The sequence below is a fragment of the Paenibacillus sp. MY03 genome (assembly GCF_002165585.1).
Classification (GTDB): Bacteria; Bacillota; Bacilli; order Paenibacillales; family Paenibacillaceae; genus Pristimantibacillus; species Pristimantibacillus agaridevorans.
The window spans coordinates 49,469-64,806 of sequence record NZ_MXQD01000010.1; the positions used below are offsets into that span (position 1 = coordinate 49,469).

At 54.8% G+C, this 15,338-nt stretch carries 11 protein-coding genes; 7 read left to right on the forward strand and 4 right to left on the reverse strand.

The window, feature by feature from the left end:
• The first annotated feature begins 324 nt into the window (after positions 1-324).
• Positions 325-1,395, forward strand: coding sequence for an ABC transporter substrate-binding protein (locus B1748_RS11905; RefSeq protein WP_179215541.1), 1,071 nt, complete (start codon positions 325-327; stop codon positions 1,393-1,395).
• 118 nt (positions 1,396-1,513) lie between these two features.
• Positions 1,514-3,190 carry a helix-turn-helix domain-containing protein gene (locus tag B1748_RS11910; protein WP_087568136.1) on the forward strand — a complete coding sequence of 559 codons (1,677 nt, stop codon included), beginning with the start codon at positions 1,514-1,516 and terminating at the stop codon, positions 3,188-3,190.
• Between the two features lie 38 nt (positions 3,191-3,228).
• Here B1748_RS11910 and B1748_RS11915 read toward each other — a convergent pair whose 3' ends face one another.
• Entirely contained in the window at positions 3,229-3,696 is a 468-nt protein-coding gene (locus tag B1748_RS11915; protein WP_087568137.1) for a hypothetical protein, read from the reverse strand.
• A gap of 223 nt (positions 3,697-3,919) precedes the next feature.
• Between B1748_RS11915 and B1748_RS36815 the strand changes: the two genes are divergently transcribed.
• Both B1748_RS36815 and B1748_RS11920 read left to right on the forward strand, forming a co-directional pair.
• A complete protein-coding gene (locus tag B1748_RS36815) occupies positions 3,920-4,075 on the forward strand; it encodes a hypothetical protein (protein WP_179215542.1) in 156 nt (51 codons plus the stop codon).
• Positions 4,076-4,136: 61 nt separating this feature from the next.
• A complete protein-coding gene (locus B1748_RS11920) occupies positions 4,137-4,646 on the forward strand; it encodes a hypothetical protein (RefSeq protein WP_087568138.1) in 510 nt (169 codons plus the stop codon).
• A gap of 307 nt (positions 4,647-4,953) precedes the next feature.
• Here B1748_RS11920 and B1748_RS11925 read toward each other — a convergent pair whose 3' ends face one another.
• The 3 genes from B1748_RS11925 to B1748_RS11935 form a co-directional block, all read right to left on the reverse strand.
• Entirely contained in the window at positions 4,954-6,648 is a 1,695-nt protein-coding gene (locus B1748_RS11925; protein WP_087568139.1) for a M3 family oligoendopeptidase, read from the reverse strand.
• A gap of 103 nt (positions 6,649-6,751) precedes the next feature.
• Positions 6,752-8,467, reverse strand: coding sequence for a proline--tRNA ligase (locus B1748_RS11930; protein ID WP_087568140.1), 1,716 nt, complete (start codon positions 8,465-8,467; stop codon positions 6,752-6,754).
• Positions 8,468-9,033: 566 nt separating this feature from the next.
• A complete protein-coding gene (locus B1748_RS11935) occupies positions 9,034-10,404 on the reverse strand; it encodes an FAD-dependent oxidoreductase (protein WP_087568141.1) in 1,371 nt (456 codons plus the stop codon).
• Between the two features lie 150 nt (positions 10,405-10,554).
• Between B1748_RS11935 and B1748_RS11940 the strand changes: the two genes are divergently transcribed.
• The 3 genes from B1748_RS11940 to B1748_RS11950 all read left to right on the forward strand — a co-directional run bounded on the left by B1748_RS11940 (position 10,555) and on the right by B1748_RS11950 (position 15,048).
• Complete coding sequence (locus B1748_RS11940; protein WP_087568142.1) at positions 10,555-11,580, forward strand: LacI family DNA-binding transcriptional regulator; 1,026 nt, start codon at positions 10,555-10,557, stop codon at positions 11,578-11,580.
• A 185-nt stretch (positions 11,581-11,765) separates the two neighbouring features.
• A complete protein-coding gene (locus B1748_RS11945) occupies positions 11,766-12,599 on the forward strand; it encodes an AraC family transcriptional regulator (RefSeq protein WP_087568143.1) in 834 nt (277 codons plus the stop codon).
• 118 nt (positions 12,600-12,717) lie between these two features.
• On the forward strand, positions 12,718-15,048 hold the full coding sequence (locus B1748_RS11950; protein WP_256975643.1) for an AraC family transcriptional regulator: 2,331 nt from the start codon (positions 12,718-12,720) through the stop codon (positions 15,046-15,048).
• Positions 15,049-15,338 lie beyond the last annotated feature (290 nt).

The following is a 15,338-nucleotide window of genomic DNA, read 5'->3' on the forward strand; positions in this document are numbered from 1 at the left end:
TCAACATAAATTTGTGTATAATTGAACAATTTACTTCACGTGGCCGATCTCAGATCATGAATTTGTGTATATATGTACAATTATGCTCGAAGGCTGCTGTTCAAATAGAGGAAAACATAAGTGTACCCAAACTTTCTCTATGCGGTTTCGACGAACGAAGGAGACTATAGAAAAGGACGCCGCCAGGCGTTTTTCTCACGGAGCGCGCTACGGCAATAAGATCGACGGTGTTCGTTGAGCTTTCGACATAAGAGCCTATACGCGCATTTTGTCCAGTTTTTTTGCGGGAAATGTCCATGGATTAAGCGGATGGAGGGGAGTAAGATGAATACGTCGATAATGAGAATGTTTATCAAATGGAGGAATCACACGATGTATACCCCTGCACGCCAAAAAAATGGGATCACCCTGCTCGTCCTGCTGCTGACGGCGCTTATGCTGGCCGCTTGCGGATCAAATAACGCGCCTGCCGCTTCGCCTTCCCCATCGCCATCGCAAGAAGCGTCGCCGACGTCGTCGGCGGAGACTTCTCCGTCAGCGAAGTCCGGCACGCGCGAATACGAGGATGCGCTGGGGCGCAAAGTCGAAATTCCGACCCGTCCGGAGCGCATTATCGCCCACTATTACGCTTCCGAATTTACGGCGCTCGGCGTTCCTATCGTCGGAACGAACTATCTGAACGCGCAGCTGGTGTTGACGCAAGACCAGCTTGAGGGCATTGAAGACATCGGCGGGGACGGACTTGTGCCGAACATCGAGAAGGTGCTGGCGCTGGAGCCCGACCTGATCGTGGTGCCTGACTTCCTGGAGGCAGCTGACATAGATGCTCTGGCCAAAGTCGCTCCGACGGTCGTTGTCGCTTATGGCGCTGACGCATTCGAGCATGTTCGCGAGGCGGCTGACCTGGCGGGCAAGCCGGAGCTTGCGGAGGCCTGGCAGAAGGGCTATGACGAGAAAGTGGCGAAGCAACGCGAAGTCGTCCAGGCTCATATTAAACAAGGAGAGACGGCATCGGCATTCGTCCTTTACTCGGACAAGAAGCTGTATGTATACAACAAACAACGGTTGGGTCCGACTATGTACGATGCGTTCGGCTTCCAGATTCCCGCCAAGGTAACGGAGCTGTTCGCAAGCGATCCGTCGCAGCTGTGGGCGGAGATCTCGCTGGAGAAGCTGCCGGAATACGTTGGCGATCGCATCTTCCTGGTAGGTCCAGGCGATGACGAAGAATCCAAAAAGGTGCTTAATGAAGTGTTAAACGGTCCTGTGTGGAGCACGCTTCCTGCAGTGAAGAACAACCAGGCGTATATCGTAGGTTCGCGCTGGGCCATGAACGACCCGCTGTCGCTGGAGTGGCTGCTGGACGAGATGGCTGCCGTGTTGACCGCCAAGTAGGACTACGGTTGTTGTTTGGACAATAATAGCCAAGGGCGCAGCTTTACGTTGCGTGACTTGGCTATTTTCGTTATAATCGCATTAATTGATAATCGTTATCACTTGAGGTGGGGTTATAATGCCTGGTATGAATAGAGCAACACCCGCAGCTTTGCCTCCGCAGGTTTATTTGACGGGAATCGCGGCGGAAAGCTACTTCGGCGACCGGGCGTGGTCGCTAGGCGAGGCGGACGAATATACGCTGCTGGCCGCCATGGACGGAGCCGGCCTCATTATCTCCCACACAGACGGCGGGAAGCATCTTCTGGATCGGGGGCATTGTCTGTTGCTGTCGCCAGGCGCCGAGACGGAGCTCAAAGTGGTTAGCGAAACGGAGCTTAAAGTATACCTGCTGAAGTTTCATATACCAAGTGGCGGCCAAGGTCTGCAGCTGCTTGCAGCCGGCCGTCAGCCCTTTCCGAGCGAGCCCGTGCATCGGCTTGAGATCAGACTGGCGGAGCTGCTGGCGTTACAAGGGAAGCAGAGCGACGCGAGCTTGCGTTCACCTTTGCCCGGGGCCATTAGCGATAGTAAAGAGAGTAGCGCGGAAGATGCGCTTTTGTCACTCCATCGTCATGTTCGATTTCAGGAGCTGATTTATGACGTATTGTCTGCGAGAAATGCCGCCAAGGCGGATAAGGATCCGCGTTTGGCGGTCGAGCGGACTATCGCTTACCTGGAGAAACATTACGGAGAGGATATTGAGATCGGCGGGCTTGCCGAGCGAGAAGGACTCAGCCGTTGGCGGTTCGAGCGTCATTTCAAGGCGTTGACGGGCCGCTCGCCTCTCGACTATCTGACGGTTTTGCGCATGAGTAAGGCCAAGGAACTGTTGTCCAGTCAGGAACGAAGGGTTGGTGAGGTAGCCGCATTGGTAGGCTATCGCGACGAATATTATTTCAGCCGCAAGTTCAAGCAGGCGTTCGGCATGCCTCCATCCCGTTATGCGCATGGCTGCTGTGGAGCGGAACAACGCATATTCTCTATTCAGTATCTTGGCGAGCTGCTGGCATTGGGCGTGCTGCCGGTCGGCTCCAACAACGCGCTGTTGCGTACGATACCTGAAGCACCGCGATCTATTCGGGGCGTGGAGGACCTGCCGCAGATTAATCTGCATCAGCTGTCGGGGCTGTCGCCGAACTTAATCCTGTTCCCGAGTTACCTGGATCAGCCCACTGCCGACCAACTGTCGGGGATCGCCGATGCCGTGAAGGTCGATTGGGATAGCGACGTCTACACGCGTCTGCGCGCCATGGGACGTTTGCTTAAGCGGGAGGAAGAAGCGGAATGCTGGATTGAGCGTTACGAAAGAAAGGCCATACGAACGAGAGACAGACTGGAGCATTGCGTTCGAGAGGGGGAGACCGCGGCGGCGTTCATCTATCACGACGACGGGTTGTTCGTCTATGCAGGCCACCACTTTGGCCACTCCTTATATCAGGGCATCGGCTTCGAACCGACGGCCGGCGTCCGATCGTTAATGGATCGCGATCCCAACACGAAGTGGAAGCGCATTGAGCCTGTTGACCTGCCTTATTATGCAGGGGATCGCGTCTTTTTTGCCTTGGCCCATTCGGGAAGGATGGCAGAAGCGGGCTGCCGGATGCTGCAGCATCCGGCTTGGCAGGAGTTGCCTGCCGTCCAGGAAGGAAAGAGCTACGTCGTGAGCGACGACTGGGCAAATTACAATCCCATTACGCTGGACAAACATCTCGATCATCTGGCACGATGTTTGCAGGTTCGGCGGCGGGCTTAAGTCTCTTCATGGAGAAAGCTCCTTGCTTCTGCCGAGTCTTACCAGCTTTGTTCCCGAATAGAAGCTCCAAACGCGAGCAAAGGACCCCAAAGATAATCGTGCAGGACGTAATCGGTACGGCAGAACATGGGCAATTCCTCGCACAATACGACATATCCGCTCTGCGGGAACCCTCTACCGTACCAGGGGTATCCCGTGCCTAGAAGCGTTCCCAGATAAACAAACGCGACTTTCTCTATCAGCATACCGATTCCGACTCCGTGCAAGGTTAGCAGTATTCGTCGCTCCCTGACATATGCATACAGCATCCAGCCTAACGGCAGGTAAGGCACGATCGAAAACGCCAGACCGTAATAGACGGCCGAAATTTCGCGGGACTGATCCGCAGGCCGATCAAAGTAAAAGTTATAGCTGAGCGAGATAACCACAAGGGTCAGGATGTAAAAGCCCACGAACATAAATCCGGTCATTAAGGTCGTGCTTATCCACGGATAACGATTCTTCATTCTGCCTCCTCCTCGTATAGAAAGTGAATGCCTCAGTAATTTCCATGCATTTCCCAACTTTAACGTAAGCAAGGCGCGTATTGTTACGGTGCAACTTAATATCTCCCACTAATTTCGGACGCTTTATTTCGTGCTGCAGCGCTTTAAGTACGTCTGCGCAGCACACATTTTAGTGGTAAGTTATGGGTTGAATTGTATAATGAAGTAAGGATGGTGGAACGTGATGAAGCTAAAACCCAGATTGAAGGGTACTGTTGTCATCGCAGCTTGTCTGCTATTCATCGTTTACATGAGCGGATATCGATTAGATGGATTAAGCACCACAATGGCCAATGCCTCTGTGCCCAGAGATGTTGTTCTGATGGATCAAGTGGAGTAAAAGGCAACCCACGGAGAATACGACCAACGATTCAATTATGTCTAAAGGTGGGAGTGTTCCTATGCAAAAAACGACTAAAATGATAGTGCCGATACTCCTTGCCGTATTGGTGGTCTCACTCATACTGGTTGTCAATCAGAATTACAAATTGAAGGAACGGGTAACATCCGTCAAGCATGAGTTGACCCTGTCCCAAATTCAGTGGGATCTCGATCAACTGGAAGGCGCTATAGCCTATCAGATCGGGTCAAAATGGACGCAGCCGTCGCATGTAAGAGAGAAACTCGGCGATGTTTTGCAAGATATTATGGTCATTAGAGATTTGAATTCGGGAGCGGGTTTTATAACCAATGCGGAAAGCGTATTATTGAACTCACTATATGATCAGCTTAGTAACTATCCCCATGATAATATGGTGGAGCCGATAAACGAACTAAGCGCGGAGGAGATCGATAAACTCCTTCAACTAAGGGGAGCCCTGCGGGATGTAGAATGGGGAATCGGATTTTCAAATTCGGGTCATTGGGACTCTTTTATCGAAAAGCTGGAGAAATTGTTGCCGCAATTATAATGGCAGAACAGGCTATCAACGCTTATCTACCAGACCAGCACCATTAGCGAATACGAAAAAACCAGCGGCAATCCAGAACTCATTCGTTCGTGGATGCTGCTGGTTTTTATTCCAATCTAAAGGACAACAGCGACCCTAATTCGACGCTTTACCCCATTTGGGAAATGTAGAGGACATCAGAATCCTTATACAGTCTCAAAATAGGGAAACGGGTCTGTGGTGTCCTTTAAAAACCTGAAAACCTAAATAATACGATGATTAGCGTCGCTCATGTCTCTTAGGGGCGAAGCCCATCCCTGCCGCCGCTTTATAGAGCCTTGTCGTCCACGCTGTTCAGCCACGCCTCGATAGAACCGATAACGGACGATACGCAGCCGTCTTCGAACGGCGAGTCGAGTCCCGCTGACTTCGCCAGCTCCGTGAAGGAAAGGCTGCCGCCAAGACGGCACAGACTGAGGTAGTCGTTCCATGCGGCTGTGCTGTCCTCGCGCGACTTTTTCCAGAATTGGAACGCGCAGAGCTGGGCCAACGTGTAGTCGATGTAATAGAACGGCGAGTTAAAAATGTGGGCCTGCTTATGCCAGAAGCCGCCTGCCTCCAGATAGGCGTTGTCGCCGTAATCGCGATGAGGCAAATATTTTTTTTCGATCTCGCGCCACGCTTGTTTCCGCTCAGCCGGCGTCGCGTCCGGATTCTCGTAGACGTAATGCTGGAATTCGTCGACCGTCACGCCGTACGGGATAAAAATCAGCGAGCTGGCGAGATGATGGAAGCGGTATTTGTCGGCATCCTCCTTAAAGAACAGCTCCATCCATGGCCATGTCAGGAACTCCATGCTCATGGAATGGATCTCGCATGCTTCATAGGTCGGGAAGGCATACTCCGGAACGGCGTATCCGCGACTCTCATACACCTGGAACGCATGGCCGGCCTCGTGCGTCAACACGTCGATATCGCCGGAAGTGCCGTTGAAGTTGGAGAAAATATAAGGCGCTTTATGCTCGCTGATATACGTGCAATAGCCGCCGCCTTGCTTGCCTTTTTTTGCGACGAGATCCATCAGCTCGTTGTCCTGCATGAAGCGGAAGAACGCGTCCGTCTCCGGGGACAGCTCCTCGTACATTTTGGCGCCGCCCGCTACGATCCAGTCCGGATCGCCCTTCGGCGTCGCGTTGCCGGACAGGAAAGCCAGATTCTCGTCGTAGTAGAGCAGTTGGTCGATCGCGATACGGTTTTTCTGACGTTCCTTCAGCTTCGTCGCTACAGGAACGATATGGTCCAGCACCTGGCCCCGGAAGTTCGCAACCATAGCCGCGTCGTAATCCGTGCGGCTCATGCGCGCGTAGCCGAGCTCCACGAAGTTGTCGAAGCCGAGCTTCTTCGCGATGCGAGTCCGCACTTTGACGAGATCGTCGTAGATGCGGTCGAGCGTCGTCTCGTTCTCCGCCAAGAAGCCGGAGGAGGCTTCCGCGGCGCGTCTGCGCATATCGCGGTCCGTCGACTGCTGGAACGGACCAAGCTGCGCCAGCGTGCGCTCTTCGCCTTCGAACGGGATCTTCGCGGAGGCGATCAGCTTGGAGTATTCCGTCGACAGCTTGTTCTCCTGCTGGAGATCCTCGATGACCTCGGGGCTAAACGTCTTGAGCGACAGTTCCGCGAGACGGAACAGCTGACTTCCCCACTTGGTTTCCAGCTCCGCGCGGTACTTGGCGCCGACAAGCGCCCGGTAGTAGTCCGTCACGAACTCCTGGACGACCGGTCCGTTTTCGTCGAAAAAATCCTGTTCGGCTTTGTAGAACTCGTCGTTCGTATCGATGGAATGGCGAATGCTCGCGATCGTCTGCATCGTATCGAACTCGCTGCGCAGCTTGTTCATATCCGCCATCGCCGCATCTTGTTTGTCGTAGCTGTCCGCTGCCTCGAACGCAGCCAGCAGCTCTTTGAACCTTCCCTCGAACGCCTTCACGTCCGGTCTCTCGTATGTGTACTCGCTAAATTTCATGATTTCGGCACCGCCTTCGTTTGGATTGCAATCCCTCTTCCATTATACCCCAATATCGGAACGGATACAGAATATCAAATAGATATAACCGTTCGCGGCCGTGTTAGAGCAACGAAGCCGCCTTGGCGCCGCTAATGCGATCCAGCGCTTCCGCGACCGTTACAAGCCGCTTCTCGCCGGAATGTCGCTCTGCATATTCGACGTTGCCATTCGCGGCGTCTTTGCCGACGACGATGCGAATCGGCAGCCCAAGCAGATCGGCATCCTTAAACTTCACGCCGGCACGTTCGTCTCTATCGTCCATCAGCACCTCGATGCCCTTGCGCTGCAACGTTACATATAAATTCTCGGCGATTTGCCGCTGTGTTTCATCCTTGACGGAGACGGGCACGAGGTGGACTAGGTACGGAGCGACGGAAGCCGGCCAGACCATGCCGCGCTCGTCGTGATGCTGCTCCACGATCGCCGCGACGACACGGGATACCCCGATACCGTAGCAGCCCATAATGATGGATTGCTCTCTTCCGTTCGCATCCAGATAGCCGGCTCCCAGCGCCTCGCTATATTTGGTGCCGAGCTTAAACACATGGCCAACCTCGATTCCCTTCACGAATTGAAGGCGGCCTTCTTCGCAGCGGGAGCAGAGCTCCCCTTCCTTAACGGATCGGAAATCGCCCGAACGTTCGACGGAGAAGTCTCTGCCCGGAACGACGTTGCGGACATGATAGTCGGTTTCGTTGACACCGGCGATGCCCCGTTCCATGGCGGCGACGGCTTCATCGACGAGAACGGGGATCGTCAACCCGACAGGCCCGGCGAATCCGATCCCCGCTCCCGTCGCCTTCATGGCCGTTTCTGAGTCGGCCAGAACGATTTCGTTAGCGCCCAAGACGTTTTTGACTTTTAATTCGTTGACCTCATGGTCTCCTCGTACAAGGACGGCGACCGGATTCCCGTCGGCCGAGTAAATAATCGTTTTGATGACATCGCCGGCTTGGATCGCAAGATGCCGGGTCAGTTGTTCGATCGTGCGTACGTCCGGCGTATGGATTCTCTCGATTGCGGGAACCGCTTTGCCGCGATGCTCGGAGTGCTCCGCCTTCGACGCTGCTTTCTCCAGATTCGCGGCATAATCGCAATGAGGACATACGACGACAATATCTTCGCCAATGTCGGCCAGCGCCATAAATTCATGCGTGCCGCCTTCCCCGCCGATCGCGCCCGCATCTGCTTCGACCGCACGAAACGTCAATCCGCAGCGTTCGAAGATACGGTGGTAGGCGTCGTACATTTTGCGATAAGAGTGGTCCAGACCCTCCAACGTGGCGTCAAAAGAATACGCGTCCTTCATAAGAAACTCCCTGCCGCGGAGCAAGCCGGACCGCGGACGTCGTTCGTCGCGGAACTTCGTCTGCACTTGGTACAGCGTAACGGGCAGTCGGCGATAGGAGCCGATCTCGTTTTTGACTAGCGTTGTAATGACTTCCTCATGCGTCGGGCCTAACGCAAACTCGCGTCCATGCCTGTCGGAGAGGCGGATCAGCTCGGGGCCGTAGGCTTCGTAACGCCCGGATTCCTTCCATAACTCGGCGGGCTGCAGTGCCGGCATGAGCAGTTCCTGCGCGCCCGCGCGTTCCAGCTCTTGCCGTACGATGGCTTCGACTTTGCGAAGAACACGCCGGCCGAGCGGCATATACGTATAGATGCCGGCAGCCAGCTGGCGAATGTAACCGGCCCGGAGCAGCAGGCGATGGCTGGCGACCTCCGCTTCCGCGGGCGCTTCTCGCAAGGTAGTCGCGAATAATTGGGATTGACGCATGTACGTTGCCTCCTTTTATTAGGGCGTGTCTGAAAACCCGCTCAGGGGCATCTTTCACCGCCTTTCCGCCCCCTGCCTCGTCACTTTTGCTTGACGTACCCCCGGTACGCCTTCACAAAAGTTCCTTGCATGGAACGAAAATTCGGCAAAATCTGCTACCCTCGGAGTATTCAGACACGCCCTAGTGCATAAAACAAAAAGACACATTCGTTCAGGGACGAATGTGTCGTGGTACCACCCTTTGTTCGATCGCCGCGCGCGGCAGCAATCCTTTATCCGGATAACGGCCGGGGCCGGCAACGGTTACTGTTGGACGAACCTGTCGGGCCGCCAAGGGAAGGCGACAGACGTGTCGTTTTGGCCGCTGCAGCTGGCAAGGCGGGGATGCTACGTTCGGAGGAGACCTTTCACCAGCCTGGTCACTCTCTGAGCCCCGATTTCGGTAACATGTTCCTTGATCAACGCTATTGACGCTTTATTGCTATTGATCATAGTGGACGCAAGGAGCAAATGTCAAGCGGCTCCGCCCCGATACACGACTCCTATGGCCAGCAAAGGTTCGTTCATTAAATTACGTTGTAAGTGGACGACTGTTCGCTGCTGAGCAGCGCGCCGTCCCGGATCAAGCGCTCTTGAAGCTGCGCAACGCTGATCTCGGCCGGAGAAATGCCTTGCGCAGAAGCCATGCCGGCGGCCGTGCCCGCGGCTTGGCCCGTCGCCATGCAGCTTGGCGTAAGCCGCGTTGTCGCCAGCGCCTCATGGGACGTCGAGATACAGCGTCCCGCCGTGAGCAGATTGACGATGCCTTTCGGAATGAGGCAGCGGTACGGGATGTCATAGGCGCCGTCGCCCTGCACCCATGCGGCCTGCACGCCTTTGCCGGACGGATCGTGAATGTCGATCGGATACCCGCTGCGCGCAATGCAATCGTCGAACGTTCGGCCGCTCACGACATCATCGACTTGCAGCGTGTATTGGCCGTCGATTCTGCGGCTTTCGCGAACGCCGATCTGCGCCCCGACCGACGAGATGGACGCGTTCTCGAAGCCTGGCAGATTGCGGGTCATGAAGTCGGCCACCATGCGCACCTGCTTCCGGCCCTGGATCTCGCCCTCCGTAAGGTCCTCCAGCTTCGTAGAGTCGAGCCCTTGCACGCGCGTTGTGTTGACAAGCACCTCATCCGGACCTGGCCCAGTGAAAAAGAGCACCTGGTCGCGGTTAATGGGCAGCTCGGCTTCCTGCCAATGCTTGAAGTAGCCCAGCACGCCGGATAACGGCAAGTGCTCCAGCTCGTCGAACGGCGTTTTTTTGTAAAACTCATCCGGATGATCGATCATATACCGCTTTACCTTGGCGAGATCGACGCCGCGCATGCGGAATTTCATCGTCATCGGCTGGGTCAAGCTGTCTCCGTCGCGGCCCTGCAGGCACGGCACGCCTGACAAATAGGCGAGATCCGCGTCGCCCGTCGCATCGACGAACTGCTTCGCAGTTACCTCGTATTTGCCGGACTTGGTAGCGAGTCTCACCGCGACGATCCGGTCGGCTTCGACGACGGCCTCGTCCATGAGGCTGTGCAGCAGCACCTTAACGCCTGCTTCCCGCAGCATGTCGACGATCAGCACCTTGTATACTTCGGGATCGTACGGCGTAATCGTCCGCACGAAGCCGACCGTATCGCGCACATGGCCGGGCGATGCATTCTCCGCCATCAGCCGGTCGATAATCTCCTGCGCAATGCCCGCGATGACTTGCTTGCCCCCCGTCGTATGAAACGTCATCCATGGATAGACGAGCGCCGCCGTCGACATGCCGCCGAGAAAGCCGTAACGCTCGATCAACACCGTCTTTGCGCCTGTCCTTCCAGCCGCGAGCGCCGCGTTAATGCCCGCCGGACCGCCACCGCATACCACTACATCCGCATCTATTCTGTTCATCCGTTATCCCTCCCTCGAAAGTACCTTCAGTATAGGGAGGATATGGCTTCAAAAGTAGTTTAACTTTAGTTTAAAATAGAGGAACAACGATATGATCCGAATATTCTCGGGCAGTCGGCAGCGGCAGCTGAACGTAAGGAGGAACTCGCTTTGGGAACACGCAAGACGGTTACGCTGCATGATCTTTCGGCCGAGCTCGGCCTTTCCATACAGACCATATCGAAGGCGCTGGGCGGCAAGCCCGGCATGTCCGAGGAGACCCGGGCCCGGATCGCCCGCACGGCGTATAGGCGCGGCTACCTGACCGTAGCCCAGGCGAGGGAGCTCGCCAGCCGGGGCATCGCGCCGTACCCGACCTTCCAGCTGCGCTTCGCGCTTATCCAGTCGCGGCAATCGACGAATTACAACACGTTGCTGGCCGAAGGACTGCGTCAGCGGCTTGAGCTGCTGGACCACCGACTGGAGTGTCATACGCTGGATGAAGATTTGTCCGACAGCGCATTCGAAGAGTGGATGGAGCGTATAAGCCTGCCTACGGCAGACGGCTTGTTCATTGCTCCCAGGCTGCTGTCGGATACGACGGAGCGCAAGCTCTTCGGTCTGTCGCTGCCGAAGGTGCTCATCAACTATCCCAGGCCATTGTCGGAGCTCGACAGCGTCATCTGGGACGTTTACGAGGCTGTCTGCATGGCCGTAGACAGGCTGGTCCGGCTGGGTCACAAGCGTATTATGTATGTGGGCGACATCGGCAGCCAACGGGGGTTCGCAAGGCGCTGGCAGGCATTTCAGGAGATGATGGGCGAGCATGGACTGGTTTGCGGTCTTGAATCGCAGCTAACCGGAGATTGGGACGCCGAAACCTTGCAGGACAAGCTGGAAGAAGTGCAGCCTACCGCCATCATTGCCGGTATCGACGAAGATATCGAGAGGCTGTTCCGCAACTTAGACGAACTTGGGTATCGCGTGCCGGAGGGGCTCTCCGTCATCGGGCTGGCCAACGGCCCGGTAGCCGCCGTACCTGGTCTTAGCCGGCCGGAGCTGCTTATCCGGGAGACCGGCTATAAGGCGGCGGACAAGCTGCTATGGCGGCTCGCCAACGGGAGCGAGCCCTGGGAGCATATCCGCATTGCCGGACCGTTCATTGAAGGAGAGACCGCGAGACGCTTAGAGAGCTAACTGCAGCGGCGGGGCAAGGGATTCTTACCGCACTCCTAACGAAACACGCCGGTTTCTAACTTCTTCTCAGCCTACAAGAAATCTGATAAAATGGCCATACACGTGGGTTGACGCCTCCAGTGATGCTGCTCGCTACAGCATGACGAATAGGGGGGCGTCTTCTTGCTTTATGCAGGAGGGGTTTTATGGATTATGAATTTTTGCTGGGTTTTGCCCCGCGCATATTCGATGTGGTCCATCGCGACCGTTCTTTCTGGGAAAGGTGGAATTTTCGCCTGGAGCGGGAGCGGACCCGCTTTTTTACGTTTTCCTATGTGTATGACGGACGTGGCACGCTTGAGAGAAACGGACAGGCGTGGCAGCTGGAAGCCGGCTCCATGTTCCAAATCGGAGCGGGGGAACGCATGCGCGTGCAAACTTCATCCGAGGACACGTTAAAGTTCTATTCCGTTCATTACCGTTACGGCGATTTGCAATGGGATGGCCTGAAGGCCGACTGGAATGAAGCTGAGAAGCCGCTGCCGTTGCCGGATGTATGGACGGAGCGGGAGCATTCCTTTCTTGGCGAGACCTTCGGAGCCCTGTACGCGGACTGGAACAGCAAACGGATCGGATACGAATGGCAAGTGAAGTCCGGATTTTTGCAGCTGGTCAAGTCGATGATGGAAGGGCAGTCCAAGAGCTTGAGTCTGGAGCAGGAACCGATGGAGTCAATCGTGCAAAAAGCCGTTGAGTACATGCTGACCCATTACGGGAGGACATTGACCCGCGAAGAGCTGGCGGAGCATGTGTCGCTTTCGCCGGGCTACTTTTCCGTCATTTTTAAGCAATATACGGGGCTGACACCTATTCAATATTTGACCCGCATCCGTTTGGACCACGCCAAGAGGCTGCTTCGCGGCTCCAGACTCCCGATTCGCGAAGTCGCCGAGCAAGCGGGATTCAGCGACTCCTTTTATTTCACCAGAATCTTCGGTCGGGAGACGGGAATAAGCCCTCGGGATTACCGGAACGGATAATGGCGGTAAGCGAACAATAATCCAGTTTCTCATACTTTTTCTTTATGTACGGCGGTTTCGATTCGTTGTACATTCGAAAGAATGAAAGCGTTACCGACAACAGGGGGTTATGCTGGTGATGCAGCGAATAAACGGAGGCGCGTTTCGATTTGCGCTGTTTAGACAATTTTATGCCATCTTTTTTTTGCTTGTGCTTGTGCCGTCTATCTTGGCAAGTCTGCTGGTTTACTTCCATATTGTCGGTATCATTGAACGCGAGGTTAATCGTTCTAGCGGCATTGTCATCGGTCATTATACGTCAGAAACGGATAAGTTGATAGAATCGCTGCAAAATGACATGATCAAGCTGCTGAATTACCCCGGGCTTGACAGGTTTATTCGCTCGCAAGACACGATGCCGGCTTTCGAGCGCGACAGCACGCTGCTCGGGTTGCATGACAGTCTTGCTCCCATCCTTGAGAATGAGCTGGTCAGCTCGGTATATTTGTATTTTCCGCACGAAGGCATCGTAATCGACAGCCGCAACGGACATTTTCCCGAGCAGATGTTTTTCGACTATACGCATGTGATGACGGATCTTGCGCCTTCGCAGAGGGAAGCGATGTTCGCCGGACGTAAAATGATGGCCTTGACCGGCCCGCTAACGATCGAAGAACACAAACTGTTGTCGCGTCAAGTGTTGACGACGGGTCGTTATATATCCGCAGCAATCAGTTATCCGTTCAATTCGAACTCCCCTTCCGTTTATTTGGTGGCGGCGATTAATCTGGAGAAGCTTAAAGAACAGATTACGATTCCGGAGGAACATCTGATAGACGCAGCTATCATGAATAAAGACGGGGAGGTAATCGCGTATACGGGCCGCCACGAGCTCGAGGGCGAGGACCTGCTGGAGGCATATCGGGCGGACAACAAAGAACTGTCCAATCTGACGATGGACGGTATCGACTATTCGCTCAAATTCGACCATTCGGCCCGGAACGACTGGATCTATGTGGCGCTTGCGGATTCGAAGCAGATTCGCCAATCATCCGATTGGATCAAACTGGGCAGCGCGGCGTTTCTTATTTTTTTCCTCGTTGCGGGAGCGGTTGTTTCCTATTATTTAAGCAGACGGATGTATATGCCGATCCGGCATATTACAACGGAGTTGTCGGAAGGCCGCCCCGTCTCGTCTTCTTCCGACCGGCCGGATAGCGGCAACGAATATGATCTGATCAAACAGTGGTCCCGGCTGCTGGTACAAGAGCATAAAGGGATGAGCAATCTCATTGAAGGTATTACTCCGACGATTCATGAGCATTTTCTGGAGAAGGTGCTGTCCGGGGAACTGAAGGATGAACTGGCCGTCGAATATTACGCGAAGGAAATCGATCTCGACAGAAGGTTAAATGGGCGGCTCGCCGTCCTGGGCGTGGACATTCAATATCGCGAGCCGGAGAAGGGCGCCTTGACGGAAACGGACAAGTCGTTTTATATGGTGGATTTAAAAAATGATCTGACGAGGGCGCTCGATCATGAAGTATGGTTTTGTCTCGTTCGCAAAGATTTGCTCGCTTGCATCGTACATCTGTCGGAGCACGAGGAAGAAGCGCTGCAAGCGGCGGAGACGGTCCGGCTCGTCCTGACGGACAAACTGGATCGCTACCATTCGGCCGTGGGGGTCGGGAGGGCGGTGGAAGGCGTATGGCGGCTCAGCGAGTCCTACCGTCATGCGCTGTACGTACTTGGCCTAAGAAGGCTGCGAGATGACGTCGAACTGTGCGTCGATCAATCCGAAGGCGAAGAACGGGCGGCGCAGGACAGCTTCCTGCCGGCGCAAGCAGTAAATCAAATGCTCAATATGTACAAGTCCGGCCAAAGAGATCAGATGCTGGAGGCGGTGTGCGAATGGCTGGACAGCCGTATCCGCGACGACATGCCTGCCGTCCAGATCAAGCAGTTGTGCGTGGACATATTGAATACATGGCTGCGGGCGACGGGCGTCGACAACAAACAAGATTACAGCCTGGAGAGAAATGCGCTGCTATTCAAGCAGTTGAACGAGTGCGCGACGGCCGGCGATCTTTATCGTTTCCTGGAACGGGCGCATGCCGAACTGTTCGCGTCGACTCCTCAGGAGCCGCTGCCGCAGCGGTTCGAGACTGTGCTGGACAAGATCGACATGCATTACGGCAGCGAGCTGTCGATCGAGCAGTTCGCCAAAGAAATGAATATGTCGGTCGGTCATTTCAGCCGCAGCTTTAAGGAGGCGGTAGGTGAGAAGTATATGGATTATTTGCTCAGAAGAAGATTGGATGAGGCCAAGCGGCTTCTATTGGGGACGGATCTGAAAATCGACGATATCGCTTTGCGAGTCGGTTATTTGAGCCGAAATTCATTTATTAAGGCATTCCGCAAAAACGAAGGGGTGACCCCCGGCAAATATCGCGAATCGAGTAAACCTTAGAGGTACCGGACAGGGATAAGCTGGAAGGAAACGAGCAGGAGCTCCGTTGTCGCAACGGGGCTTTTTTCCTATTACAGGAAAGTAAATCGGAATGAAGCGCGCTGCACGGCCGAAGGAAGGCGACAGCCGTTTCACTTTGTGCGGAGCGCAAATTTGATCTCTAAGCAACTATGGACACATGAAACGCTACTCGCGGGATGGGGCGCGGCAAGTCAATGACGAACACGCGCGAGAAAATGGAATCTTTACGCAAAGGCGGAGGAGCGGATATGCTGAACGGGAAGTTTTGA

Bases quoted from the DNA above. Each gene is read 5' to 3' on its own strand.
- B1748_RS11935 (WP_087568141.1), bottom strand. From the start codon at position 10,404: ATGAACAGAATAGATGCGGATGTAGTGGTATGCGGTGGCGGTCCGGCG.
- B1748_RS11915 (WP_087568137.1), bottom strand. From the start codon at position 3,696: ATGAAGAATCGTTATCCGTGGATAAGCACGACCTTAATGACCGGATTT.
- B1748_RS11930 (WP_087568140.1), bottom strand. From the start codon at position 8,467: ATGCGTCAATCCCAATTATTCGCGACTACCTTGCGAGAAGCGCCCGCG.
- B1748_RS11950 (WP_256975643.1), top strand. From the start codon at position 12,718: ATGCAGCGAATAAACGGAGGCGCGTTTCGATTTGCGCTGTTTAGACAA.
- B1748_RS11925 (WP_087568139.1), bottom strand. From the start codon at position 6,648: ATGAAATTTAGCGAGTACACATACGAGAGACCGGACGTGAAGGCGTTC.
- B1748_RS11910 (WP_087568136.1), top strand. From the start codon at position 1,514: ATGCCTGGTATGAATAGAGCAACACCCGCAGCTTTGCCTCCGCAGGTT.
- B1748_RS11905 (WP_179215541.1), top strand. From the start codon at position 325: ATGAATACGTCGATAATGAGAATGTTTATCAAATGGAGGAATCACACG.
- B1748_RS36815 (WP_179215542.1), top strand. From the start codon at position 3,920: ATGAAGCTAAAACCCAGATTGAAGGGTACTGTTGTCATCGCAGCTTGT.
- B1748_RS11920 (WP_087568138.1), top strand. From the start codon at position 4,137: ATGCAAAAAACGACTAAAATGATAGTGCCGATACTCCTTGCCGTATTG.
- B1748_RS11945 (WP_087568143.1), top strand. From the start codon at position 11,766: ATGGATTATGAATTTTTGCTGGGTTTTGCCCCGCGCATATTCGATGTG.